This window comes from Williamsia sp. 1135 (assembly GCF_002095395.1).
Taxonomy (GTDB): domain Bacteria; phylum Actinomycetota; class Actinomycetes; order Mycobacteriales; family Mycobacteriaceae; genus Williamsia.
The window spans coordinates 38,127-61,520 of record NZ_MJEI01000072.1; the positions used below are offsets into that span (position 1 = coordinate 38,127).

Annotated in this window: 28 protein-coding genes; 14 read left to right on the forward strand and 14 right to left on the reverse strand. The window is 62.3% G+C overall.

The window, feature by feature from the left end; genetic code table 11:
- Positions 1–10: 10 nt before the first annotated feature.
- The 5 genes from BFL43_RS06195 to BFL43_RS28440 all read right to left on the reverse strand — a co-directional run bounded on the left by BFL43_RS06195 (position 11) and on the right by BFL43_RS28440 (position 3,943).
- Complete coding sequence (locus BFL43_RS06195) at positions 11–451, reverse strand: Hsp20/alpha crystallin family protein (protein ID WP_084891717.1); 441 nt, start codon at positions 449–451, stop codon at positions 11–13.
- A gap of 113 nt (positions 452–564) precedes the next feature.
- A complete protein-coding gene (locus BFL43_RS06200; protein WP_084891718.1) occupies positions 565–1,548 on the reverse strand; it encodes a hypothetical protein in 984 nt (327 codons plus the stop codon).
- 39 nt (positions 1,549–1,587) lie between these two features.
- Entirely contained in the window at positions 1,588–2,184 is a 597-nt protein-coding gene (locus tag BFL43_RS06205) for a hypothetical protein (RefSeq protein WP_084891719.1), read from the reverse strand.
- A 126-nt stretch (positions 2,185–2,310) separates the two neighbouring features.
- A complete protein-coding gene (locus BFL43_RS06210) occupies positions 2,311–2,961 on the reverse strand; it encodes a response regulator transcription factor (RefSeq protein WP_084891720.1) in 651 nt (216 codons plus the stop codon).
- A 94-nt stretch (positions 2,962–3,055) separates the two neighbouring features.
- Positions 3,056–3,943, reverse strand: a complete 888-nt coding sequence (locus BFL43_RS28440) for a universal stress protein (RefSeq protein ID WP_168176543.1) — start codon at positions 3,941–3,943, stop codon at positions 3,056–3,058.
- A gap of 193 nt (positions 3,944–4,136) precedes the next feature.
- Here BFL43_RS28440 and BFL43_RS06225 point away from each other — a divergent pair, with 193 nt between their 5' ends.
- Entirely contained in the window at positions 4,137–5,024 is an 888-nt protein-coding gene (locus BFL43_RS06225; protein WP_168176544.1) for a universal stress protein, read from the forward strand.
- A gap of 9 nt (positions 5,025–5,033) precedes the next feature.
- Here BFL43_RS06225 and BFL43_RS06230 read toward each other — a convergent pair whose 3' ends face one another.
- From BFL43_RS06230 to BFL43_RS06245, 6 genes are read right to left on the reverse strand one after another with little or no spacing between them, the layout of a single operon-like run.
- On the reverse strand, positions 5,034–5,579 hold the full coding sequence (locus BFL43_RS06230; RefSeq protein ID WP_084891722.1) for a GNAT family N-acetyltransferase: 546 nt from the start codon (positions 5,577–5,579) through the stop codon (positions 5,034–5,036).
- Positions 5,576–7,318 (reverse strand): HAD-IC family P-type ATPase, encoded by a 1,743-nt coding sequence (locus BFL43_RS29380; RefSeq protein ID WP_346425946.1) that lies wholly within the window; start codon positions 7,316–7,318, stop codon positions 5,576–5,578. The genes BFL43_RS06230 and BFL43_RS29380 overlap by 4 nt, the downstream gene beginning before the upstream one ends.
- 54 nt (positions 7,319–7,372) lie before the next feature.
- Entirely contained in the window at positions 7,373–8,344 is a 972-nt protein-coding gene (locus BFL43_RS29385; protein ID WP_240498094.1) for an HAD-IC family P-type ATPase, read from the reverse strand.
- Positions 8,328–8,768, reverse strand: coding sequence for a helix-turn-helix transcriptional regulator (locus BFL43_RS28445; protein ID WP_143695136.1), 441 nt, complete (start codon positions 8,766–8,768; stop codon positions 8,328–8,330). The genes BFL43_RS29385 and BFL43_RS28445 overlap by 17 nt, the downstream gene beginning before the upstream one ends.
- Entirely contained in the window at positions 8,755–9,786 is a 1,032-nt protein-coding gene (locus tag BFL43_RS06240; protein ID WP_084891723.1) for a zinc-binding alcohol dehydrogenase family protein, read from the reverse strand. The genes BFL43_RS28445 and BFL43_RS06240 overlap by 14 nt, the downstream gene beginning before the upstream one ends.
- Positions 9,787–9,805: 19 nt before the next feature.
- Positions 9,806–10,342, reverse strand: a complete 537-nt coding sequence (locus BFL43_RS06245; RefSeq protein WP_240498095.1) for a flavodoxin domain-containing protein — start codon at positions 10,340–10,342, stop codon at positions 9,806–9,808.
- A gap of 194 nt (positions 10,343–10,536) precedes the next feature.
- Between BFL43_RS06245 and BFL43_RS06250 the strand changes: the two genes are divergently transcribed.
- Entirely contained in the window at positions 10,537–12,828 is a 2,292-nt protein-coding gene (locus BFL43_RS06250; protein ID WP_084891734.1) for a heavy metal translocating P-type ATPase, read from the forward strand.
- 105 nt (positions 12,829–12,933) lie between these two features.
- On the opposite strand, the gene BFL43_RS06255 is transcribed toward BFL43_RS06250, so the two are convergent.
- Entirely contained in the window at positions 12,934–13,209 is a 276-nt protein-coding gene (locus tag BFL43_RS06255; RefSeq protein ID WP_084891735.1) for a DUF1876 domain-containing protein, read from the reverse strand.
- Between the two features lie 37 nt (positions 13,210–13,246).
- Positions 13,247–13,585 carry a hypothetical protein gene (locus BFL43_RS06260; RefSeq protein WP_143695137.1) on the reverse strand — a complete coding sequence of 113 codons (339 nt, stop codon included), beginning with the start codon at positions 13,583–13,585 and terminating at the stop codon, positions 13,247–13,249.
- A gap of 251 nt (positions 13,586–13,836) precedes the next feature.
- Between BFL43_RS06260 and BFL43_RS06265 the strand changes: the two genes are divergently transcribed.
- From BFL43_RS06265 to BFL43_RS29140, 6 genes are all read left to right on the forward strand, one after another.
- Positions 13,837–14,742, forward strand: a complete 906-nt coding sequence (locus BFL43_RS06265) for a slipin family protein (protein ID WP_084891725.1) — start codon at positions 13,837–13,839, stop codon at positions 14,740–14,742.
- A gap of 11 nt (positions 14,743–14,753) precedes the next feature.
- Complete coding sequence (locus tag BFL43_RS28835; protein WP_168176545.1) at positions 14,754–14,924, forward strand: hypothetical protein; 171 nt, start codon at positions 14,754–14,756, stop codon at positions 14,922–14,924.
- Positions 14,921–15,511: a hypothetical protein gene (locus BFL43_RS29135; RefSeq protein WP_206186622.1), complete on the forward strand. Its 591-nt coding sequence runs from the start codon at positions 14,921–14,923 to the stop codon at positions 15,509–15,511. Before BFL43_RS28835 ends, BFL43_RS29135 begins: the two co-directional genes overlap by 4 nt.
- Positions 15,512–15,681: 170 nt before the next feature.
- Positions 15,682–16,170, forward strand: a complete 489-nt coding sequence (locus tag BFL43_RS06275) for a hypothetical protein (protein WP_240498096.1) — start codon at positions 15,682–15,684, stop codon at positions 16,168–16,170.
- Positions 16,163–16,867 (forward strand): HEAT repeat domain-containing protein, encoded by a 705-nt coding sequence (locus BFL43_RS06280; RefSeq protein ID WP_240498097.1) that lies wholly within the window; start codon positions 16,163–16,165, stop codon positions 16,865–16,867. The genes BFL43_RS06275 and BFL43_RS06280 overlap by 8 nt, the downstream gene beginning before the upstream one ends.
- A gap of 7 nt (positions 16,868–16,874) precedes the next feature.
- A complete protein-coding gene (locus tag BFL43_RS29140; RefSeq protein WP_206186623.1) occupies positions 16,875–17,291 on the forward strand; it encodes a hypothetical protein in 417 nt (138 codons plus the stop codon).
- A gap of 88 nt (positions 17,292–17,379) precedes the next feature.
- On the opposite strand, the gene BFL43_RS06290 is transcribed toward BFL43_RS29140, so the two are convergent.
- Entirely contained in the window at positions 17,380–17,763 is a 384-nt protein-coding gene (locus tag BFL43_RS06290) for an SHOCT domain-containing protein (RefSeq protein ID WP_084891739.1), read from the reverse strand.
- 531 nt (positions 17,764–18,294) lie between these two features.
- Here BFL43_RS06290 and BFL43_RS06295 point away from each other — a divergent pair.
- The 6 genes from BFL43_RS06295 to BFL43_RS06320 all read left to right on the forward strand — a co-directional run bounded on the left by BFL43_RS06295 (position 18,295) and on the right by BFL43_RS06320 (position 23,371).
- The gene (locus BFL43_RS06295; protein WP_084891727.1) at positions 18,295–19,242 is read left to right on the forward strand and encodes an ATP-binding cassette domain-containing protein; all 948 of its coding nucleotides are present in this window, start codon (positions 18,295–18,297) and stop codon (positions 19,240–19,242) included.
- On the forward strand, positions 19,239–20,078 hold the full coding sequence (locus tag BFL43_RS06300; RefSeq protein WP_143695138.1) for an ABC transporter permease: 840 nt from the start codon (positions 19,239–19,241) through the stop codon (positions 20,076–20,078). Before BFL43_RS06295 ends, BFL43_RS06300 begins: the two co-directional genes overlap by 4 nt.
- A gap of 364 nt (positions 20,079–20,442) precedes the next feature.
- Entirely contained in the window at positions 20,443–20,970 is a 528-nt protein-coding gene (locus BFL43_RS06305; RefSeq protein ID WP_240498098.1) for a hypothetical protein, read from the forward strand.
- Positions 20,971–21,364: 394 nt separating this feature from the next.
- Positions 21,365–21,652 carry a hypothetical protein gene (locus tag BFL43_RS06310; RefSeq protein WP_240498099.1) on the forward strand — a complete coding sequence of 96 codons (288 nt, stop codon included), beginning with the start codon at positions 21,365–21,367 and terminating at the stop codon, positions 21,650–21,652.
- A 493-nt stretch (positions 21,653–22,145) separates the two neighbouring features.
- Positions 22,146–22,436 carry a transposase gene (locus tag BFL43_RS06315; RefSeq protein WP_084889699.1) on the forward strand — a complete coding sequence of 97 codons (291 nt, stop codon included), beginning with the start codon at positions 22,146–22,148 and terminating at the stop codon, positions 22,434–22,436.
- On the forward strand, positions 22,433–23,371 hold the full coding sequence (locus BFL43_RS06320) for an IS3 family transposase (RefSeq protein ID WP_084889697.1): 939 nt from the start codon (positions 22,433–22,435) through the stop codon (positions 23,369–23,371). The genes BFL43_RS06315 and BFL43_RS06320 overlap by 4 nt, the downstream gene beginning before the upstream one ends.
- The last annotated feature ends 23 nt before the right edge of the window (positions 23,372–23,394 follow it).

Sequence of the window (23,394 nt, forward strand, 5' to 3'; positions counted from 1 at the left end):
TGTATTCGGTTTACTGGCTGGATTCGGTGACTACCACGGGGATGTGTTTTCCCGGCGAGGTTGCTGCTGCCAGCGGCACCGTGACGGTGAGGATGCCTTGGTCGTAGGCCGCCTTCACGTCGTCTTCGATGTACCCGGCCGGCAGTGCCATCGTTCGAACGAACGAACCGTAGGCGAACTCTGACCGGGCGTCGCTCTCGGCGCGGGTCTGACGCTCTGCCTTGATCGTGAGCATTCCGTCCCTAACGATGATCTCGACGTCCTTGGTCGGATCAATACCCGGCAGTTCGGCCCGTACCAGATACTCGTTCTCGCCGAGCTCGTCTTCGACACGAATCAGGTGAGAGTTCGCACGTAGCGCGCCGATCGCCGGGAATGCGGCGAACAGATCTGCTACGTCGGGCAGTAACGAGTGGATGGGGTTGTGGCGACTGGCCAAGATGTTGTTCATGGCACTCCTTTTCACTGGTGGATTGATCAATTACATTGAAGCGAAACCGTATTGGCGATGTCAGAGGCGCAAGTCCTTGATTGAGGAACCGATTGTCCCAGGATCAGAGCTCATCAGTCGACGGAGAGGAACTCGTCGACATCCCGCCTCGGGCTGCGCGCGGGCTTCTCATCTGCGTGCGAGCGCACACCGAGACGCACCATGATCTGTGGAACGCTAGCGTCCTCGAGCAACGCGCTGATGAGGGTGGTGCTGTCGGGCGATTCGAGGACATGTGAAAGCGTGCAGCTGCTCAGTCCCGCGATGGTGGCCTCGATGAGCAGTGTGGACAAGGATTCACCGCAGCGGAGCAGGTCTTCCCGGGTGCTGCCACGGGTGGCCAGGACGACAACGGTTGCTTCGTCGGACTCGACATCGGGCCTGCGGGGCTGACCGCCCCCGATCACAGGAAAGTCCCTGCCGACAGCGACGCGCTCACTTTCCGATGCGGTAAGCAATGCCGCGGCCGGGATTCCGTCGTGCTCGACGACTGGTCGCCGGGTCCACCAGACCAATTCGTCGTGATAGTTGATGTCATAGCGCCGCAGCGACGCGCTGAGTTGCGATGCCTTCGCGAGCGACGGCGCGCTGCTCACCGGTAATACTGTGATGTTTGTATCGTTTTGGGCGGCAGCCACTCTGGTTACATCGGACACGGCTATAGCTGGAGGTGTCAGCAGGGGGAGCCGGTCGGTGAATCTCTCGCGGATCGCAACCGCGCGGCGACGGTGCCCGTCGAGGATCGGCAGGCGGCCGGTGAACTCGACCGTGGCCAGATGATCGGGCCGATTCGGGTTGGGAAGTCGAGCGACGTCGACGCCCCATCCGTAGGCGGAGGCAGCGGCGCAATAGTGATCGAGGGCGGCACCCAGACTCAGCACCATCTGCCGCTGCTGAGGATCGGCGGCCGGCACGGACCGCGACACGTCGGCGTAAAGGCGTAGCTCATCGCCGTGAAGCCGCCACCGCCACGGCTGGGTGTTGTGCACTGACGGCGCCCGCGAGGCCAAGGCCAAGATCTCGTGCAGGTTCCGCTGATCCGGACAGGTAATGGACATGGTCGCTCCTTGGGTGAAGGCGGTGCGGGGGATCGGAGTTCATCGGGTGCTGTCGATCGCGCCGGCTTGCCACTCCGCCTCCCACGCCGCAAACCGTCGTTTGTCACCGAAGGTGCGCACCGAGAAGATCAGGAGCAGCCACACTCCGACGATGGCCAGACCGGTGGTCAGGCCCACGGCGATGGCTTGGGCGACAGCGTTGCCCACTGCTCGGGGTTTGTCGACTGGCGTGCCGTTCTGGTCGATCCAGATGGTTCTGTGCCCGCCGGGCTTGTCTGCCGACTTCGACTCGACGCTGCCGGTGACGCTGCGTCCATCGGTTGAGGTCCAGGTCGCGCTGACCGGTTCCCGAGACTCCTGCGCGGTCCCGCGGATGGTGGCGGTGACCGAGTGGCGGGACTGCTGTTCCAGCAAGACCGATTGTTTGTCGTTGGCGTAGGTGGCGCTGCCGACCATGAACGCGATGGTCAACGAGCACACAGCGAGTGCTGTGGCGAGCAGCATGATCAGAGACTCGAGGCGGTCATAGGGTCGGATGAGCCTGTTGGACGACAAGTGCATCAGTCGCCACAGATGAAGCTCCCGCGATAACAGACTCAGCATGGTGGTGGCTCCCGTCGCCTTGATGTGCGTCAACCGGTTTCACTAGAAACCGTATGACGCGGGGGCCTGACGATCGCCTGTCCTTGGTTGCCGCTATCGGGGCCTTTGGTCATCAGTGGTGGGGACCTGTGATCGCGAGATCACGAGCGATGTCATCGGTCAGTCGCGCTGGGGTGGGTTGGGACTCTTGATCTTGGAGGCGTAGACGGCCGCCTGTGTCCGCCGCTCCATGCCCAGCTTGGCGAGCAGGCGGGATACGTAGTTCTTGACGGTCTTCTCCGCCAGGTGCATCCGGGCGGCGATCTGGCGATTCGTCAGCCCCTCACCAAGCAGATCCAGCAACGTTCGTTCCTGCTCCGTGAGCCCGTCTAGCGGCCCGGGCGCGTCCTGTCGAGCCCGAAGCCGATCCATGAGGGCAGCCGCGGCACGGTTGTCGAGAAGTGACTTGCCGGCACCCACATCGTTGATGGCTTTGGTCAGATCCATGCCGGTGATGTCCTTGACGACATAACCGCTGGCGCCGGCCAGTATCGCGTCCATCATGGCCTGGTCCTCGGTGAACGATGTCAGCATCAGACATTTGAGACCATCGAGTTTTGTCAGTAGTTCCCGGCACAGTTCGATGCCATTGCCATCAGGCAACCGGACGTCCAGCACGGCGACGTCCGGGCGCAGCGCCGGGATCCGGGCGAGCGCCTGCGAGCAGGTACCTGCTTCGCCGACAACGGTGAGGTTGGGATCAGCGTCGATGAGCTCGATCAACCCACGGCGCACTATCTCGTGGTCGTCGACCAGGAACACTGAGATCATCGTGACTCCTTAGGCGTCGCCGGGTGGCGGCTGTGCACCAGTGTAGGGAGCTTTCGGTGATTTGCTGTGACGTTCGTCTGGTATCGGCAGATCATTAGCGCGCAACGATCACCGGGCAGGTCACCGTGTGGAGCAGCGCCCGGCTGGTTGATCCCAGTAGGCGTCCGGCGAACCCACCTCGACCATGTGAACCGACCACGAGCAGGCACGCGTTGTCTCCGGCATCACGCAGCGCCCCTACCGGGTCACTGTTGAGAACTTGTTGAGTGACAGCGACATCCGGGTAGCGATCTGAGTGTCCGGCCAGGCTCTCGGCGAGAACGGCCTGTTCGGCTGTGCGTGTTTCCTTCCACGACAGCCTTGGCGTTTCGGTTCTGAACACCGACTGGATCTTCGTGAAGTTCCAGGCATGTATGGCCACCAGGTTCGCGTTGCGCAGCGACGCTTCTTCGAACGCGACATCGACGGCTTGTGCACTGCATCGGGATCCGTCGACCCCGACAACCACGGTGTTGGGCATGCTCTCGCGCACCGAATCGAGCTGCTCACCGACGACGGCCACCCGGCATCCGGCATGGGTGGACACCGCTTCGGCGACCGAACCGAGCAACCCCGACACTCGGCGGGTCTCACCGTACGCGCCGACCACAAGGATTTGAGCAGTTGCGGCGAAGCGCTGCAATCCGATTCGGGCATCGCAAAGCAGCATTTTGGTGTCCACTGCAATGTCGCTGTCAGCCTTCAAAATTTCGGAGACCGCCAAGGCCGACGCCTCGGCGAGGTCCTTGTGAGCGTGCTCCTTGAGCTGTTCGTAGTACCGATCAGGCCACGGATAGTCACTGAGAGCGAGGATGTCGTCATCCACGCAGCACACGATCGTCAGGCGAGTGGCATGCAATATGGCCTCATGGGCGGCCCATCGGACTGCGTCGAGCGCGGCTGCTGACCCGTCGATTCCTACCACTACTGGTTTGTTCTCCATGGTGACTCCCGTGTCGAAGGACGAATTCGTTGATTGTTCGACCGTTTCGCGTGTGCGTGGTCGAGGTGTAGGGCACCTGGGCCCCACCGCGAGTGCCCAATGGCACTTGGTCCCCGTGCCACGACGACGCAGACTGAGAGGAGAAGCCTCACAGAACAGCGCCTCGACCTGTTGGTGCGCGAAAGGTGTTGCCATGAACAATGTTCAACGGTTGGTCGTAGGCGTCGATGGTTCCGAACACTCTCTCGACGCCGTGCGGTGGGCCGCGACGGACGCAATCGTGCGTGCGGTGCCGTTGACGATCGTGACAGCGGTCCGGGAGAAGGCGCAGAACCTCTCCGACGCAGTCAACTTACGCGTTGATACCCCGCAGGTGGTCCGGCGGCAAGCGGAACGAACTCTCGAAACAGCGTCTGGGGTCGCCCGGGACACCGTCGGAACCCACGCCCTCGCGGTCACCACAGCGGTCGTGGAGGGCGCGCCGACCGACGTCATGGTGCGCTGGGGCAGTGACACGACACTGTTGGTGGTCGGCTCGCGCGGGCTGGGCGAGTTCACGGGCGGACTGATCGGATCCGTCAGCACCGCTGTGGTCGGCCACGCGCGTTGCCCGATCGCTGTCGTGGGATCGGCGGAACGAGCCGTCTCTGCGAGCCTGCCCGTGGTCGTGGGCCTAGACGGTACCGGGAACAGCGAGCCTGCCCTGGCCCAGGCGCTCACCGAGGCTTCGGCGAGAGGCGTTGACCTGGTGGCTGTTCATGCCCAGATCGACTTCGATCCCGATCGCGCACTACCCGAAGGTCTCGCCAACGCGATGTTCCCTCCGGACGTGTTCGATGACTTGACCCTCGCCGAGAATCTGGCCGGGTGGCAGGAGCAATTCCCGGATGTGCGTATTCGCCGCCATGCGGTCCGGGACCGCCCCGTACGGAAGCTTGTCCATGAGGCGGCCAACGCTCAGCTGATCGTGATGGGAAGTCGTGGCCGCGGGGGGTTTCCTTCCATGCTGATGGGTTCGACGAGTCAAGCGGTGCTGCACACCGTCGATATTCCGGTCTTGATCGTCCCCACAGCGCGATGACGATCCTCCTCAGATAGCTGCGGGTTCTTTGAGATCTCCGCCCTGCAGATCGATTTCGAGCGTCATGGTGGTTCCGTCGAGGTGGAGGTGGTGGGAAAGCCCCACGTCGCGGAGAACTCGGATCATGAGACTGTTCTCTGCCAGCACTTCTGCCGTCATCCATCTGATTCCAGCCGATCGCGCGTGGGCGGCGAGATGCTCCAAGAGATCGGTCCCGATCCCGTGGGCCTGGACGCTGTGGTCGACGGTGATCGCGATCTCGACGTCAGGATGTGGCCTGGTCTGTGGCCGTGGTCCACGGACATAATTGGCGATACCCAGCAGTCGATCATCACGGAATGCACCCACGGCGTAGCTGCCCTCGGCACGGCGACAGGTATATTCTGCAACCGTGTTGAGGTGTTTGGGGCGTGCGCCGAAAAACCGCATGTAGGAATCGTGTTCGTTCATTCTCCGGTACAGATCTTCGACCGCGGGAACGTCGTCGTGGTCGAGGTCTCTGAAATGGATGTCGGCGGGCGGAATGTGACGACCGTGCGTTGCCTTAGCACTCATGACAATTCCTTTTCTCTGCCCACAGCGCGGGTATCCGGACTGCTTTCGCTTGGGTGTGTCTTTCGTCGCCGTATCCCGCGGTAGAGTTCGTCACCACCCCACACGATGAACGGGAGTGGTAGCAGCCATATCGCCAAGTGGGCGGGTGGGCAAACCGTCCCGAAAATGTCCTGGAGGAACGGCACCGTGACCACCAGTGCGGCGAAGACAACTTCGAATGCAATGCCCCACAACAGCAAGCGATTGGTCCCGAAACCAATGGTGCGCAGCGAAGCGCGTTGCGTCCGCGCCGCCATAGCGGTGCCGATCTGACACGACACGATTGCCAAGAAGCTCATTGTGGTGGCGAGCATCCACGTATCGTGCAGCGGTCCGCTCGACACCGAATCGCCCAGGTGCCAGCCGCCGTCGACGAGGGTTCCCAGGAAGAGTGCCAGAACGAGCGCAGCCGATACACCGCCTAGAAGACCCCATGAGCGCACCAAGATCTCGCGGCTGACGACGTTCTGGCCCCGTTTGTGCGGCGGTCGATCCATCAGTCCGGGTTCGGCCGGTTCGCGTCCCAGTGCGAGGGCGGGCAGGGTTTCAGTACCGAGGTCGATGGCCAGGATCTGCATCACGGTCAGGGGCAGAGGTATCTGGCCTCCGGAAAGTGCGTACAGCACAAAGGGAATGACCTCAGGAGTGGCATGCGCGAAGATGTAGACGATGAATTTGCGTACGTTGTCGTAGACGCGGCGGCCGGCTTCGACAGCGGTGACGATGGTCGCGAAGTTGTCGTCGGTCAGCACCATCGTGGCTGCTTCGCGTGCCACGTCGGTCCCCGATTTCCCCATCGCGACACCGATGTCCGAGCGTCGCAGAGCGGGAGCGTCGTTGACGCCGTCTCCGGTCATCGCCACAACATGGCCTTGACCACGTAAGGCGTCGGTGATGCGGAGCTTGGCTTCTGGAGAACTGCGGGCGAACACGATTTCGCCAGGTTCGGCCAACAGAAGATCGAGTTCGGCCTCGGGCATCAGCTCGAGCTCCGTCCCGGTCACCACCCGCAAGCTGCTGTCCGCGCCGATCCCGACGCTTTCGGCGATGCCGCGTGCGGTGAGGCCGTGGTCGCCGGTGACGACCATGATTCGAATGCCTGCGGAGTGGCAGGTGGCGACGGCCTCGGCGACCTCGGGTCGTGGTGGGTCCATCAGGGCAACGATCGCCAGAATGGTGAGGCCTTGCTCGGTGTTCTCGCGGCTGAGTGTCTCGACCAACGTCTCATCGATCGTGCGCTCGGCGACGGCCATCAACCGGAGTCCCTCGGCTGCCCATTCGGTCACCATGGCGGTGATCGCAGTGCGATCGACCGATGTCAGCGCGCGGTCGCCGCTGCCGTCGGCGATTGTGGTGCATCGTTGAAGGACTTCTTCCGGCGCACCTTTGATGTTGATCCGGGCCGTGCCGGGTGCTGAACGCGTCACCGTTGACATTCGGCGCAAAGCGGATTCGAAGTGGAACTCCCGAAGCCGATCGGAGGGTCCTCCGGGCTCCGGGCCGACTCCGAGTTCCTGGGACGCGCGCAGTAGCGCCAGCTCGGTTGGATCTCCGCGCTCGACGGTATTGCCGTCGTCGTCCGTGATGATGGTCGCTGAGCAGCAGTCCGCGATGACGTGTGCTGCGCGTGAGGCACACTCATTGCCACCGGTGGGAGGTTCGAGCACGCCCTGGGCCGTCCACATACGTGTAGCGGTCATCTCGTTCAGCGTCAGTGTGCCGGTCTTGTCAGTACATATCACGGTCGTCGATCCCTATGTCTCGACCGCCGAGATCTTCTTCACCAGCGCGCCGCTGCGTGCCAGGACTCGCACACCGACAGCGAGTGCAAGCGTGATGGTCGGCAGCAGACCCTCGGGCACGTTGGCGACGAGAAGACCGATCGCGAAGTTGACTGAATCGCGTAATGACAGGCCGGCGAGCAGGGTTCCGAGCGGAATGAAGGCGAGTCCCATCGTCACCGCGACGGCGGCGATGAGCCACGCTACGCGCTTGACCTGTGTTTCGAGCGGGCTCTCGTCCTGGGTGACCCGCGCAGAAAGGGCGGCGATCCGTCCGAGTTCTGTCTGCATTCCGGTGGCGAAGACGACGGCGTGTGCATGGCCGGTCACGATGGTGGTGCCACTGAAGACCAGGTCTGTTGCTTCGATGATGGGTCCGGTCCCGGCCGCCGTGCGGGTTTCGAGCCTTACGGTGGCGGATTCGCCGGTGAGCGTGGATAGATCGACTTCCAAGGAGCCGTCGAGCAGTCTGGCGTCGGCGGGGATCTTGTCACCTTCGGCGAGCAGAATCACGTCGCCGGGTACGAGCTCGGACGCCTCGACGGATATCTCCGGTGCCTGTCGGACCACTCGTGCGGTGGCGGGGATGAAGGCGGACAACGCTTCTACGGCTTGCTCGGCGTGTCGCTCCTGCACGAATGCGAAGGCTGCGTTGATGATCACCACCACCACGATTGCTATGGCAAGCGGTCGAGAGTCGCTGAACCATGCCAGTACCGCTGCCAGCCACAGCAGCAGCGCCAACGGGTGGGTGATTTGGCGAAGCAGTTGTCGAGCCCAGTGATTGCGATGGCGCCGAGTCAGTTCGTTCCGGCCATAGATCAGCGCCCGTCTCACGACTTCGCGATCGGACAGACCCATGGGGCCGGTGTCCAGGTCACGCAGCAGACCCGGGATTGCTTCTTGTGGGTCTACGGGCGCAGATGTGTCACCGGCGGTGGGCAAGAGAGCGCCCCTGTTCCGGAGTCTTGCGGCAATCCCGTTGGCTCGCGGGGACTTGCACAGCAAGCCTCGAACTGAGGACGGAATGTCCTGGAGCATCGACGACAAGCCCTGATGGTGCCGGGGGGATCGCATCGCCGAAGACTTCGTGGGTGAGCTTGCTCAGAAGTCGCCGATCACGCGCCAGTTCCATCTTGCCTGCCGGCGTTGCCCGGTAGATGTTCTGCATCGTGCCGTCGATCACCCGCTGGTCTTGCGTCAAGAGGGTTTCGGCCACAAGATCGTCCAGGATCTGGCGCAGATTACCGGGCCCGACACGGTAATCGCGACGGAACAGCTCTCGGCTCATCTGCTGCTCGGAGATCACATCGCTGACGGCCCGGTCCAGAATGTGGAAGCGGATCGCGACCCGGTCAAGAAGTCGCATTGGGGAGTCCCTTCTTGGGTGGGACCAATACCGCAGCCCCGGCGAACCGCCCGTCCTTGAGGTCCCGAAGGGCGGTGAGCGCTTGCTCCAACGGATATTCAGTGGTTTCTACGTGGAGTCGGTGATCTTGGGCGAAGCGCAGGAACTGGCGGGCGTCTGCGCGGGTGTTGGACTCGACACTGTGGATCTGTTTCTCGTGGAACAGGTGTCGTTGATAGTTCAGGGGCGGGGTGTCGGTCATGTGGATGCCCGCCAGTGAGAGGGTCCCGCCACGGTCGAGCGCTTCCAGCGCGGTAGGGACGATGTCGCCGATCGGGGCGAAGACAATCGCTGAGTCGAGAGGCTCGGGAGGTTGGTCGTACGTGTCTCGAGCTGATGCGACACCGAGTTCGAGAGCCAGGTCCCGCGCTCGTTGATCACGCGTCATCACGTGCACAGTTGCTCCTTGGTGCATCGCGACCTGCGCCACCAGATGAGCACTACCGCCGAATCCGTAGATGCCCAGACGGCCGCGAGGTGGGAGCTCTGCTCGCTTCAGTGCGCGGTAGCCGATTATCCCGGCGCACAGCAGCGGAGCGAGCTGCGTCGCGGAATAACCGGTCGGCAGTTCCAGGGCGTACGCGGCCTCGGCGACAACGTAGTCGGCGTACCCGCCGTCGTGGTCCCAGCCGGTGTACCGGGAACGCAAGCAAAGGTTTTCGGCTCCGGTGCGGCAGGAGCTGCAAGTGCCGCAGGTGGATCGAAGCCAGGGGACGCCGACCAGATCGCCGACGCGGAAGGCAGTGGAGGTTCCCTCGGCGATGTACAGCACACGTCCTACGACTTCATGGCCGGGAACCACCGATGGTCGGTGGACCGGCAGGTCGCCCTCGGCGACGTGTAGATCGGTACGGCACACCCCGCAGGCCTCGACCGCGAGGAGCATCTCGCCGCGCTGTGGCACCGGCCTTTTTTCGGTCACCAGCTCGATTGGATCGCCCAAGATCGGTCCTGGTGCTGATACTCGCCATGCTCGCATGCCAAAACCTCGGCGGAACTCACCAGTCGTTTCGGACAATGGACATTTCGGCCAATGATCCGCAGATCTCGTCGGCCCATTCACCGATCTCGGATGAGGAGCGATGGTCACCGTCAGTCGCGTGGACGGCGGACGCAACCAGACGCTCACCCCAACTCAGCTCGGCTCGGTCGAGTTTGCCGCCGAACGTGTGATGATCCTGCGCCCACGCGGCACTGGCGATTTTGACCTCAGGTGTGGCCTTGCCACCGTCTGTCTTGCCGTTGTCGTCCACAGGACCGCTGGAGAACAACCAGACCGGGATCGATTCCAGGCGTTCGGTTTCACGATCGACGAGACTCCGAGCACTCTTGAGCCAGCGCCCCATGTACACCGCGCTTCCCAGAATCAGTGCGTCGACGTCGGCGAGGCTCTCGATCTGGTCGGCGTCGAGAACTTCGACCTCGGCGTCAACTTCCCGCACGAGTAGACCAGCCGACAGCGCAGTGCCGAGTTGTTCGCCGATCTCCCGGGTCGACCCGTGCCTGCTGGCCGTTGCCACAAGTACCTTGATCACTGCACTGCTCCATTCGGCGACGTGAACTGTGTCCTCAGTGAACTGCCCGCATCGGCACACGAGGAGAGGACATAGGCCTCTACGCCGACTTCTTTCGTCCCTAGGGCGGCGAATCGGCGGAGCGGAGACTTTCCGGTGGGCATCGAGGAGGAAAAGACGTGCGTGCGGATGACGTGCACAAGCTGCGGCCAGGAATGAACGTGGGGATTTCCGTGGAAACGGCACTCCTCGTGGTCACGGCCGCCGCGTTGACAGCGGGCGGTATCGCGTGGCTTTCGTCGTCAACCGACATCGCCGACGCGCTCTGGATCGCCGGAACCCTCGTGGCTTTGCTACCTGCGGTGTGGTGGGTAGTGGAAGGTCTGCGTCACGGACGGGTCGGCGTCGATGTGATTGCGGTGCTCTCCCTGGTCGGAACCATCGTCGTCGGGGAATTCCTCGCCGGAATACTGATCGCCGTCATGCTTGCCACCGGCCGAGTGCTCGACGCAACGGCGTCGCGACGAGCGTCTCGCGACCTGAGCGCTCTCCTCGCGCACGCCCCACGTACTGCCCGGCGCCGGGTAGGTACGACGCTCGAAGTGGTGGACCTCGACGAAGTCAAGGTCGGGGACGTCATCTCGGTAGGGTGCGGTGAGACCGTGCCGGTCGACGGCCGGATGAACTCCTCCGTTGCAGTTCTCGACGAGTCCATGCTCACCGGAGAATCTATTGCGGTCACCGTGACGTCGGGCGATGACCTACGTTCGGGTGTCGTCAATGCAGGCAACGCATTCGAGATGACAGCGCTGCGAACAGCCGCGGACAGCACCTACGCCGGTATTGTCCGTTTAGCCGACGATGCGTCGTCCGAACGGGCGCCGGTCGTCCGATTGGCTGATCGGCTTGCTGCCTGGTTCCTGCCGCTGACACTGGTGGTCGCGTCCGTGGCGTGGGTCGTCGACGGCTCCCTGACGCGAGCGGTCGCGGTTCTGGTGGTTGCGACGCCGTGTCCGTTGCTGTTGGCCGCGCCCATCGCGATCGTATCGGGCCTGTCGCGATCGTTACGCTTCGGTGTGGTTGTCAGAGATGGCGCGGCACTGGAGAATTTGGGTCACGCCACGACGCTCGTCCTTGACAAGACCGGGACACTGACGACGGGTCGACCAAGCGGCCTTTCCATCGATGTGGCGCCCGGCCAGGACCCCGCGAACATCCTCCGTTTGGCGGCCTCCGCCGATCAGGTCTCGGCGCACGTTCTGGCGGAGGCCATAGTCCGGGAAGCGAAGGCACGGGGTATGACCCTTTCGCTGCCGACCGACGTCGTCGAACAGGCCGGCACGGGGGTGACCGCCACAGTGGATGGCTGCCGGGTTTGGGTGGGTTCGCGTGTTCTGCCCGAGGACGGACCGACGTGGGCGCAGGCCGCGCTGCGCAAGTCCGAACTGGACGGGTCCGTGATTGCCTGGATCGAAGTCGAGGGAATCCTGACTGCGGCCATAACACTGATCGATGAGGTTCGTCGCGACGCGTCGTCGACATTGAGACGACTGCGCGGTGCCGGACTGTCTCGGATCATCATGCTGACAGGAGACCGCGCTCGGCCCGCGCAGGAGATCGGAGCTGTTCTGGGACTCGATCAGGTGTATGCCCAGCAGACCCCCGCCGACAAGGTCGCGCGGGTGCGCGCCGAGCGACGCCAGGCAGTCACCATCATGGTGGGCGACGGAGTCAACGACGCGCCGGCACTAGCCACTGCCACCGTGGGTGTGGCGATGGGCGCGAGAGGCTCGGCGGCCAGTTCGCAGGCCGCCGACGTCGTCTTGACCACAGACCGCATCGACAGGCTTGCGGACGCCATGGAAACCGCGCGTCGCTCTCGACGGATAGCTGTGCAAAGCGCCGGAGTGGGAATGGGTTTGTCGCTGGTAGCCATGGTTGTCGCGGCATTCGGCTTGCTGGCCCCCGCGCCCGGAGCTCTGCTTCAAGAAGCGATCGACGTGATCGTGATTCTGAACGCGCTTCGGGCGCTCAGTGGCGGGAGAAATCGATCCCAGCGGATCAGCAGTCAGACCGATGAACTTCTCCACCGGTTCTCGAAAGAGCACGACGAGATGAGGGGCCGGCTGTCGCTGCTCACCACTGCGGCGCAAGAGCTGTCCAATGGGGAGGTACGGTCGGCGTATCCTGCGCTGCAAGCGGCGGATTCCTTTGTGTCGCAGGTAGTACTCCCGCACGAGCACGCTGAGGACGAGGATCTGTATCCCGCATTGGCGAGGCCACTGGGAAGCTCGGAGGCGACGGCGACGATGAGCCGAATGCACGCTGAAATCGACCGTTTGGGCCGTCGACTCCACACTCATCGCCTACGTGCCGATGAGCACGGCGAGATCAGTCCGGACCAACGCAGTGACCTGATCGCCACTTTGTACGGGCTCCACGAACTGTTGCGGCTGCACTTCATACAGGAAGAAGAAAATTACTTCACCATGGCAGACGAAGCCTGATCGGCGTCCCGCTCGGCAGGAAACCGACCCGCCTATCTCGAGGTTTCACAGCGTGGTTCATTCTTCTAGATGTCGCTCCAGCACACCCGCCGGCGAGGGTTTACATCAACGGTTCAGAACGCCATGGTCGTGCGTGATGTCGGCCACGTCGGCGACACTCGCGCGCAGGAGCTGATCGGCCAAGTCACTGAGCGATCGGCTGGCGGCAAGCTCATCGCCGATCTCGGGCACGTCGGCATCGTGCGGATTCCGTCGGGCGAAGCCGATACCGACGAGATCGGTGTCATCGCGGGCGTGCAGGAGTGCGCGAGCCACGGTTTTGGTGCCGCTGTCGGCCCCAGAATCGACGTAGATCTCTACATTCCACCGATGCTCTTCCATGATGTCCTCCTTGTGATCTGGCTGTGGTCCGTCGTTTTCAGGCACTGAGCGTGTAGTCGTCACGGGCAGGCGGATGCGCAGAAGCCGACCGCTGACACGCACCGGCGACACACCAGGCGAGCAGTTCGTCGAACATCGATGTGCTGGCCGAACGCAATGCAACATCGACTTGTTTGAGATCGGATGTATCGGCCGGTGCGAGGCCTCGGCGGGCGAGTGTCGCGGTGAGTTCAGCGTTGGCCAGGGGGTCGAAACGAGTCCACAACCACGTGGCGGCGACGCGTAATGAGCCGCTGATGTCCGGGAGCGGTCTGTCGTGGAGGGCGAGGTCGAGCATCGGCACAGCCTGGACGGCCATGTCGAGATGACTTGGCACGCCAGCTGAGACTACGCGGCTGGATTTGCTCATAACGAGCAGTGTCGGCCTCGAGCGTTGACAGGAAAAGGGTCAAAGGGCCCACTTCCGGCTGATTGGGTAATCGCATACGAGCACCACTGTTCTCATCAGACGACCGATGGATACATCGGAGTGACATTTGGCCCTCACGGTTGCCGGGCATCAGCGCGAAGGTGACTGTGGAGCCCGCGATGACATGGTCGGCTGGGCGTGAGTGAAAGGGGAGCCACATGATCGGCTGGATCGTGATCGGTATAGTTGTCGTCGTTGTCGCCCTGCTGCTGCTCGCCCTGTCGATCCGGGTCGTCGTGCAGTACGAGCGCGGTGTCTTGCTGAGGTTCGGCCGGGTGATTGGCGTCCGCGAGCCTGGGTTGAGGTTCTTGATCCCGATCGTCGATCGCATGGCGCGGGTGTCGATGCGGGTGGTGACGATGCCCATCCAATCGCAGGGCATCATCACTCGGGACAACGTCAGCGTCGACATCTCGGCGGTGGCTTACTTCCGCGTGGTGGATGCGGTGAAGTCGGTGGTCACCATCGAGAATGTGCGCGCCGCGATCGATCAAATCGCGCAGACCACGTTGCGCAAGGTGGTCGGACAGCACTCACTCGATCAGGCGCTCGCCGACACAGACACCATCAACTCAGACATCCGTCGCATCCTCGACATGACGACGCTGGAGTGGGGAGTGGAAGTCACCTTGGTAGAGCTCAAAGACATCCAGCTGCCTGAGAGCATGAAGCGCGCGATGGCCAGACAAGCCGAGGCCGAGCGTGAGAAGCGTGCGAAGATTATCGCCGCAGAAGGCGAGTCGATGGCCGCTGCGTCTCTGGGTGAAGCTGCGGACACGATGAGCGCTCATCCGATCGCCCTCCAGTTGCGCAACTTGCAGACTCTCGTCGAGATCTGTGTCGAGAAGAACACCACTGTCGTGTTCCCCGCGCAGTTGATGAGCGCGATCACTGACATCGAGAACTTCTTCGTTCGCGAGAACAGCGTTGCCAAGCGAGTTGGTGACTCTGAAGCGGCTGTGCAGCAGACCGATAGAGTCGCACCGATCGACGGTGCCGTCAGAGGCGGTCTCGACTGGCCACTGCCTGCTGTCCCGATAGCCACACCGGCTACGACGCGGTAGGGAGCAGGCGAATGCTCGGTCACGAAACAGCTGATCAAGCCGCACTTCTCGCGGTCCTCTGTCTGTTCACCGTCTGTGTGCTCACGGGAGCGTCGATCTGGGCAGCAGTCTTCCTCGGTGGCCTCGCAGGTCTACAGGTGATCGCCGTCGTCGGAGAGATGACCACTGTGTGGCGGAAATGAGACCACGGCATCCGGCTTGCGCCCCAGGGAACGGCGCGCGGTCCATTGATCGCCAGCGCGGGATCGTTGCAGCCCGCGAACTGTGCGGCTCGATCTACAACACGTCGCGGTTGCTGGCCCACCGCAGGATTCGTCAACCGACGACCAACTTGGAGCGGCGGATCGATTTCGCTGACGGATCGTCGGCGCGGGTCTACCGCGAGACTGTTGTCGATGCCGTCTCGCTCGCCGAACCGGTGACGTTGGCTGTCGGGTTTCGGCTCCGTGGCGTCGGCCAGAACGAGATTGCCCACGCCGTATTCCGGCGTGAAAGCCTTTTCAATACGCCATTGTTCGTCGGATTCCCGGGATTCGTGTCCAAACTTTGGCTCGCCCACGACGGCAACGGCCTCTATCGAGGCCTCTACGACTGGGACGGAGTGGACAGAGCCGAGAGCTACGTGCGCGCGCTGTGGTGGCCGTTGGCACTGGTCAGTGAACGTGAGTCCATCACCTACCAGGTGATACCGGGAATCACCCGCGACACCGCATCCACCCAGCCGGAGTTGTTCAGAGACGAAGGGCAGTGGTGGCGACCCCGGGGTTAGCTCTCAGCCGCTGGGTGGGAGTTGTCACTGCGGGTGAAGCAGTGGGTTTCATGTTCCCGGTGGCCGCCCTGGCCGCCAGTTCATGGTTCATCGACGATCCTTGGCTCCGGTGGCTCCTGGTAATCGTGGCTGGGGGACTAGAGGGCGCTTCGCTGGGATTTGCTCAATCAATGGTATTGCGCAGCAGTCCCTTGCGGGTTCCGGTCCGCGGTTGGACTCTGGCGACAGGAGTCGCTGCCTCGTCGGCGTGGTCCATCGGCATGCTGCCGTCGACGCTGAACGACAGCGGTCACGCAGTCGACTTCGGCCGCCCGCTGGTCTGGGCCGGCACCATCCTCGGGGCCCTGATTCTGTTGTTGTCCATTCCGGTTGCGCAATGGATCGTCTTGCGCCGGGTACTGCGGCGTGCGTGGCGGTGGATACCTGTCAACGTCGCGGCGTGGACGGTAGGACTGACGTTTACACTGCTGCCGGGACCGTTTGTCGACGAGCAGACGGCGGCGGGGGTCATGGTGGTTGCGTTCGTGGTTGGCGGAATATGCATGGCGGCAACCGTTGCCACGTGTACTGGTCTGTGGTTACGCCGTGAACTCGGACAGGAGCTCAGAATCGAGTCGAAGAAGCGGGTAAGCCTGCGTGAATCAGGTTTGAATGCCTGAGGACTTGTTCGCGTCCATGGGCTACGCAGAACTGACCCGGTTTTTGGCCGCGCATTCTGGCCTACCCGGGCCCCGGGCCAACCTGTCGCTGATGAAAGAAGCGGCAGCTTCACTCCCTGATGAAACTCTTGCCCGACTGGCCACAGAGAACGACGAATATCTGCGTTGTTGTGGCGTGCGTGGACTGGGCGAACGGATCAACAGGTCCCCCACAAAAGCGCGCGCGTTGCTGATATCTCAGCTCACCGCCGAGACGCACCACGATTCGTGGCGAGTGCGAGAAGCGGCCGCTATGGCGGGCCAACGTATCGGTGATGCCGATCCGCCACAGCTGCGTGAACTGGTCAGGAGTTGGCTCTCGGATCCACGCGACCCGTTACAGCTCAGGGCAGCGATCGCAACCATCTGTGAGCCGCGGCTTCTGGCCGACAAGACCACGGCGGCAATGGCTCTCGATGCCTGCGATGTGGCGGGAGTCGCACTGGTGGCAAATGACCAGGACACGAGACGATCTCACCCGTGGAGGGTCTTGCGGCAAGCACTGGGTTACTGCTGGAGTGTTGCAATTGCGGCCGAGCCGGAGAACGGATTGCAGCGGTTTGCCGAGCTGGAAGCGAACCCTGACAAAGACCTGGCTTGGATTGTGCGCCAGAACCGGACCAAGAGACGGTTCAGAGCGCTTCGGGACTCGGAGTGATCACGCGGTGGCCGGTCGAGGCGTTGCGACGACCGGTTCGAGCGACCCTGCCGGCGAACTGTGCTCGACCAGCGCGATGAACGCTGACGAACTCCTTAGGTCGGTGCAGCGTGACCACCAGCGCAGGCAGCTTGCACACATCATTGAACGCCTGCGTGTGCGTCACCCAGCGATGGGTATTGCCGATATCGACGAGATCGTGCAGGCTATCTACTGCCGATTCGCTCAAGCCAGGGTTCGTGACTATGTGCCACTCTTGGTTGAGCGTGCCGCACAAGAACACATCGTGAAAGCCAAACACGACTTTACTTCCGCCGCCGTTCCCTGCGGTGCTGTGACCACTGAGTTGCTGGTATCCGAACCGGGGGAGTCGGCGGAAACCGAGAGTGGTCCGCTGCAATTGGCCGAGCCCTGGATCAGATGACACCCCGTCAGAATCTGACGGGGCGTCATCTCGACCGCTTCGACCGACTGTGAGTTGGCGAGGCATCCGGCCTGGCTTTCCAGGTGGCCTAGCTGCTCATGGCTGCGCTCTTCAGCTGTTCGAACTCAGCTCTGTCGATAACGCCCTCGTCGAGAAGCCCCTTGGCGGTGGAGATCTGGTCGGCGGCAGACGTGCCCGCCGCTCGCCTGATGTACGAATCGGTCTGCTGCTTCGCTGCCTCATGAGCAGCCACCGACCGTTGAACCATGCCGCTACCTCGGGCGATGAGGTAGACGAACAGCGCAATGTAAGGAATGAATACCAGGAACAGGATCCAAGCGGCCTTGACCCAACCCGACGAGGACTCGTCGCGGAACAGGTCGACGATGACGTGGAAGAGGATCATCAGGTATGCGACAAACGCAAAGATGACTATCGTGTACCACAAGAAATCCCAAAATGAATCCCACATCGCGGGCCTCCGGTTCCTGGTTATCGGGTAGATGTATGGACAGTGCGTCAGCAATGTGAGCACATTCGCTGAACAGCAACATAAGTGCAGCACCAGTCCGATGTTCGCCCTAGGGCACAAAGTCACACTGCTGGAAACTGGACGGGTTTGCCCTTGCTGTCGTGAATGCTTACTCCTTCGTGGGACTTGCTGACTGTCGCGAATCCCGCTCTGGGACCTTGATTACCTTGGTCACTCGTTCTGGTGATCTTCGACTGGTCCACGCGTCCCCTGGCGGCGGTTCACTGGAGGTTCGCACACGCGATGAGGCCCGGATGCCAGCTCTGATGCCGACTGGGTTGGCGTCGCAGGCGGTAGTGCGTCGTGGTGGGTCGCAGGAACAAGTAGATGAAGGACATCGAAAATGAACGAACTGACAGTGGCGGTGGGTGCGTCCAGTTTCATGATCGAGCCGGGGATCCGGGGTCGTTCGTCGGCAATTGTCCAGTCTTCGAGAGTGTTCGGTGCGCAGGCTGTCACGGACGGGCAGCAATGAGTTCGTCCATCGAGGTCCGGAAACTCAGCAAGAGCTACGGCAGCAAGCTGGTCATCGACGACCTGTCGTTCGACGTCGAAGCTGGAGTCGTGACGGGATTCCTCGGCCCGAATGGCTCAGGCAAGTCGACGACGATGCGGTTGATCGTCGGGCTTGATCACCCAGATCGAGGCAATGCCCGCGTGCAGGGAGTGGCCTACGCCGATCTGCGTCAGCCGCTTCGAACAGTGGGTACTCTCCTGGACGCGGAGGCTGTCCATCCAGGAAGGTCGGCCTTCAACCATCTGCTCTATCTCGCTCAAACACAAATGATTCCGCGCGTCCGCGTGGAGCAGGTGCTCGAGCTGGTCGGACTCACTGCCGCCAAGAGTGAACGCACCGGGTCGTATTCGCTCGGCATGCGCAAACGACTGGGCATCGGGGCGGCACTGCTCGGCGATCCTCCCGTCCTCATTCTGGACGAACCGGTCAACGGTCTGGATCCGGACGGCATCTTGTGGATACGCACTCTGATGAAGCACTTGGCGAGCGAGGGTCGCACAGTGTTCGTGTCCAGTCATCTCATGAGCGAAATGGCAATGACCGCTGATCATCTCATTGTGATCGACAACGGTTCACTCATAGCCGATTGCACCACCAAAGAGCTGATTGCCAGTGGTGGGCAGGCGTCGGTGCTGGTGCGGTCATCCGATTCGAGAGCACTTGCTGGGTACATCACGGCGGCGGGTGGCAATACCGATTTCGGAGAACACGACGTCCTGACTGTGCGCGGTTTGTCTGCGCGCCGGGTCGGTGAACTGGCGGACCAGTTCGACATCGTGCTCTACGAACTGACCCCGATGGCGGCTTCGCTCGAGGAGGCATTCATGACGCTCACACATCCCTCGTCGATGCCACCGGAGTCGGCGCCCACGTCTTTAGGCCCCGACAAGGTGTTGTCATGAGTAACTCCCAACCCGTTGCAGCACCGAAAGCGCTTGTGCTGCGAAGTCCTGGCCCACAGGCCATCGGACTGCTGCGATCGGAGTGGACGAAACTTGTTTCGTTGCGATCGGCTATTTGGTCGCTGACCTCGTTGGTAGTCGTGACTGTCGGCTTCACCGCGTTGTTCACATGGTTTACCGTGGCCAACTGGGGCAGGGTCGACTCGGCGGCGCAGCTGCAGATCATGGCCGACCCCGCTCGCCAGATATTGGGCGCGGGATTCCAATTCGGTCAGTTGGCGGTCTGTGTTCTGGGTGTCTTGATGGTGACCAGTGAATACGCCAGCGGAACGATCCGGGCGAGCCTGTTGGCGGTACCGGCACGGGTACCGGTACTGGCCAACAAATGTGCAGTGTTTGCGGCGGTCGTGTTTGTCGTGGGCGAAGTCACGGCGTTCCTGGCATTTTTCGTGGGAGCGGCCGTGATCCGTCCGCGCGCATCAGTGTCGCTGGCTGACCCGGGTGTGGTGCGTGCGGTGTTGGGTACGGGTTTGTATCTCGCGTTGCTCGGGGTCATGGCCATCGCGATCGGCGTGCTCGTCCGTCACACCGCGGGAGCCATCACCGGGATCATAGGTTTCGTTCTCGTTCTGGGACCGTTGGCTCAGTTGCTCCCCGGCACGATCGGGCAGCACATCCACGCGTATCTACCCTCGGAGGCGGGAATACTGATTGCCTCTCCCCAGCAGGCGCCCACTGATCTACTCTCGCCCTGGCAAGGTTTCGGTGTCGCGTGCTTCTGGACGGCGTTGTTGATCGCCTTGGCCGGGTACACGCTGAAACGGCGCGACGCGTAGGTGGCGACCTCAGTTCGTTCAGGGGCACAACAGATACTGAGGCGTGTCTGTGCTGAGGACTCGAAATGCTAAAGGGCAACAATTCAGAACGTGAAGGGAATCATCATGCGTGCAGATCAGGTAGTCCCTCAGTCAATTGATCGGGGTCTCGCCAGGGTGACGGCGGGCCGATGAGGTCGCCGTCAGCTTTGCAGTCGGGCTCTGGGCATCTGAAGACGTACCAGCGTTTGCGCGACGTGGTGACGTCACTCGAAGGTGCCGGCCTATAGTCCTAGCACTCATCACCCGGCCACTTCGTCGCAGACGGACGAGGTGGGGCGCAACCTCAGCTGAACTCGACGCCATCTATCCCGGGGACGACATTGTGCCGCAACCGAACTGGGAGTACACCCACGCGATCGACATCGACGCACCGAGGGAGCGCGTATGGCCGTGGCTGACTCAGATCGGACAGGGACGTGGCGGTTTCTACAGCTACGAAGGTTTGGAGAATCTCGTCGGCTGTCAGATGCGAAACACCACCGACATCCATCCCGAGCTCGGATCGCTCGAGGTGGGCGATGAAGTCAAGCTGCACCCGAAGGCGCCCGGGTTGCGTGTAGCAGTGGCCGACCCGAACAGTTCTCTGGTGCTGTTCGGTAGTGCTGAAGGGTCATCGGATCTGTCTCTGTGGGCCTTTCACCTCATCGACGTCGGCAACGGGCGAAGCCGGCTGATCGAACGCGGACGGTACGCAAACGGTCGCGGATTGGTCAGTCGCCTCAGTTTTGCTCCGACGTTCCTGGAGCCGATATCGTTTTGTGATGAGTCGAAAGATGTTACTCACGGTTGCCGATTTGGCAGGTTCAGGGAAACCCGCGCAACGAAAGTGACCGCGAATGGCCTGCCGTAGTATGCTGGCGGATCGGTCGGCAGACCCTGGATCCAGAGGCACTGGCAGGCCGTGCCTTCGTTACGCGGGCGGACGCCGAGGCTCATCATGACGAACTCAATGCGGCGAGGCGCACCGGGCAAGCGACTGCTCTAGCCGAGGAGAGGAAGGCCTGCGGGTCTGCGCGTCGACCACTACGGACGAACCTGCTGGGCAGTAAGCGTGTGAAGGTTGCCGAGCGGATCCTGGTGGCCTTGATCGACGGACTACAGATGCAATGGATGTACGACCCCGCTGCGGACATGGCCGACCACGTTGCCCACCTGTGGTCGTTGATCGCGCCGGCGTCGGATTGCTGTGCATCCTCTAACCGATAATGCGCGGCAGCCTGGAATGACGGACGGTGGCGAGAGGGATGAGCCGTTCGGACCTCAAGGAGGTCGGTGAGCTGCTCGACGACGGTGACAGCGGTCTGATCCTCATTGCTGCGAGGGACCCTGAGTCGCGGGTCGAGAAGGCCCTTGGGAGGGCAGCCAAGATCACAACGGAACAGCTCGAGGCGGATGCAGAGCAGGTCAGCAAAGAGATTAACGAGGCGTACGAGGCATTGAGAGTTCGCACTTTGCGGGCGACCTCTAGGCAGGGGCTGTGCCAACGAATTCTTTACCTCGCAGTTTTGTGCCCCCGGTCAGACTCGAACTGACACTGGACGGGTTTTGAACTTGCCGTCGTGGATGTTTGCTGATCGCTGTCGTTGTTGGGTGTTTGTGAATCATGCAGCGCGGTAGAGTTATTGGCGCTCCTGCGCTAAATCTAATTAGCGCGGGATGCCTGCCGATCACCTGCGGCGACGTGGATTGCGTCTATCCAACTACTTCAGACGTTACTGGTGCTCCCTGGCGGAGCCGTCCCCGTATTTATGAGTGCACGAACCCGGTAACGGATGGTTGACGGAGCGTTTCGAGATCTGGTCGGAGTCGGCTGACACCTCGCGAGCGACCGGCAACTGCGGATAGTGCTCTCATGGCAGGAGATGGCCCGGAGAGCTGGTCAGCTTCTTCGGGCACCGGTGCGGGCGGTCAGGTAGGCCATTGGTCGGGGGAAAGTGCGTGCGAGGGGTGCCATCATCGCCCACCGCCACGGGAGGTAGATGAGGTTCCCCCCAAACCGTAGAGGCATCGATAATGAGGAGCACGATGTCTGAGAAGCGGAAGAAGTACGACCGGGAGTTCCGTGATGGGGCGGTCCGGATCGTCGAGGAGACGGGTAAACCGATCGCCCAGGTCGCGCGCGATCTGGGGGTCAACGAGGGCACCCTGGGCAACTGGGTCAACCGTGCGCGCGCCGAGCGCGGCGGCGAGGATGAGGCGAGCGGCGATAGTGCTGCCGAGCTCAAGCGGTTGCGTGCCGAGGTGGCCGAGTTGCGGATGGAGCGCGATGTTTTAAAACGATCGGTGGTCCTGTGGGTGAAGGAGGCGACGAAGTGATGCTGGCCCGCTTCATCGCAGAGCAGAGGACCACCTATCGAGTGCCACATACGGTCACGTGCGCGCTGCTTGGCGTGAGTATGGCGTGGTTCTACAAGTGGTTCAAGCGTTCTCAAAAGCCGGGTGCAGCAACAGGATTGCATACCGCGCGTGACTATCGGCGCGACACGGTAGACCGCGCAGTCAAGGTCAAGTTCATGACATTGCGGGGCTTGCATGGTTCCCCGCGGCTGCACGTGGACCTGCGTGAGGACGGGTGGACAGTGAGCGAGAAGACGGTCGCGGATTCGATGCGCCGGCAGGGTTTGGTGGCACGCCGGATCCGTCGCCGAAACGGGCTGACCCGGCAGGACAAGACGGCACCGAAGTTCCCGGATCTGGTGCGCCGGAACTTCACCGCGACGCGTCCGAACGAGAAGTGGGTCGGCGATATCACCGAGATCCCGACTGCGGCCGGGAAGTTGTATCTGGCGACCGTGATCGACCTCTACAGCCGCCGATTGCTGGGTGCGGCCACCAGCGTGCATCCAGACGCACCGCTCGCGTGTGCAGCAATCGAGATGGCGGTGGCCACCCGAGGCGGTAAGCAGGCCATAAGGCGTGACGAGGAGTCCGAACGGGTCATCTTCCACAGTGACCGCGGGTCGACGTACACCTCCAACAAGTTCACCAAGCTGTGCCGTCGGATGGGACTCCGTCAGTCGATGGGCCGCGTCGGGTCATGCTTCGACAATGCCGCTGCCGAAGCGTTCTTCTCTTCCCTGGAGTGGGAGGTACTGTCACGCAACGATTTCGAGACTCTTGCCGGAGCCAAGGCCGGTGTGCTTGACTGGTGTTACGGCTTCTACAACCACGTCCGCCGGCACTCCACGATTGGGATGGTCAGCCCCATCGACTACGAGAACGCTGCAGTCGCGGAGCCCGAAGCCGCATAGAGGAGTCCTCCACGATTTGGGGG

Bases quoted from the DNA above. Each gene is read 5' to 3' on its own strand.
- BFL43_RS06195 (WP_084891717.1), bottom strand. From the start codon at position 451: ATGAACAACATCTTGGCCAGTCGCCACAACCCCATCCACTCGTTACTG.
- BFL43_RS06200 (WP_084891718.1), bottom strand. From the start codon at position 1,548: ATGTCCATTACCTGTCCGGATCAGCGGAACCTGCACGAGATCTTGGCC.
- BFL43_RS06210 (WP_084891720.1), bottom strand. From the start codon at position 2,961: ATGATCTCAGTGTTCCTGGTCGACGACCACGAGATAGTGCGCCGTGGG.
- BFL43_RS28440 (WP_168176543.1), bottom strand. From the start codon at position 3,943: ATGGAGAACAAACCAGTAGTGGTAGGAATCGACGGGTCAGCAGCCGCG.
- BFL43_RS06225 (WP_168176544.1), top strand. From the start codon at position 4,137: ATGAACAATGTTCAACGGTTGGTCGTAGGCGTCGATGGTTCCGAACAC.
- BFL43_RS06230 (WP_084891722.1), bottom strand. From the start codon at position 5,579: ATGAGTGCTAAGGCAACGCACGGTCGTCACATTCCGCCCGCCGACATC.
- BFL43_RS29380 (WP_346425946.1), bottom strand. From the start codon at position 7,318: ATGACCGCTACACGTATGTGGACGGCCCAGGGCGTGCTCGAACCTCCC.
- BFL43_RS28445 (WP_143695136.1), bottom strand. From the start codon at position 8,768: ATGCGACTTCTTGACCGGGTCGCGATCCGCTTCCACATTCTGGACCGG.
- BFL43_RS06240 (WP_084891723.1), bottom strand. From the start codon at position 9,786: ATGCGAGCATGGCGAGTATCAGCACCAGGACCGATCTTGGGCGATCCA.
- BFL43_RS06250 (WP_084891734.1), top strand. From the start codon at position 10,537: ATGAACGTGGGGATTTCCGTGGAAACGGCACTCCTCGTGGTCACGGCC.
- BFL43_RS06255 (WP_084891735.1), bottom strand. From the start codon at position 13,209: ATGGAAGAGCATCGGTGGAATGTAGAGATCTACGTCGATTCTGGGGCC.
- BFL43_RS06265 (WP_084891725.1), top strand. From the start codon at position 13,837: ATGATCGGCTGGATCGTGATCGGTATAGTTGTCGTCGTTGTCGCCCTG.
- BFL43_RS28835 (WP_168176545.1), top strand. From the start codon at position 14,754: ATGCTCGGTCACGAAACAGCTGATCAAGCCGCACTTCTCGCGGTCCTC.
- BFL43_RS29135 (WP_206186622.1), top strand. From the start codon at position 14,921: ATGAGACCACGGCATCCGGCTTGCGCCCCAGGGAACGGCGCGCGGTCC.
- BFL43_RS06275 (WP_240498096.1), top strand. From the start codon at position 15,682: ATGGTATTGCGCAGCAGTCCCTTGCGGGTTCCGGTCCGCGGTTGGACT.
- BFL43_RS06280 (WP_240498097.1), top strand. From the start codon at position 16,163: ATGCCTGAGGACTTGTTCGCGTCCATGGGCTACGCAGAACTGACCCGG.
- BFL43_RS06290 (WP_084891739.1), bottom strand. From the start codon at position 17,763: ATGTGGGATTCATTTTGGGATTTCTTGTGGTACACGATAGTCATCTTT.
- BFL43_RS06295 (WP_084891727.1), top strand. From the start codon at position 18,295: ATGAGTTCGTCCATCGAGGTCCGGAAACTCAGCAAGAGCTACGGCAGC.
- BFL43_RS06300 (WP_143695138.1), top strand. From the start codon at position 19,239: ATGAGTAACTCCCAACCCGTTGCAGCACCGAAAGCGCTTGTGCTGCGA.
- BFL43_RS06310 (WP_240498099.1), top strand. From the start codon at position 21,365: ATGAGCCGTTCGGACCTCAAGGAGGTCGGTGAGCTGCTCGACGACGGT.
- BFL43_RS06315 (WP_084889699.1), top strand. From the start codon at position 22,146: ATGTCTGAGAAGCGGAAGAAGTACGACCGGGAGTTCCGTGATGGGGCG.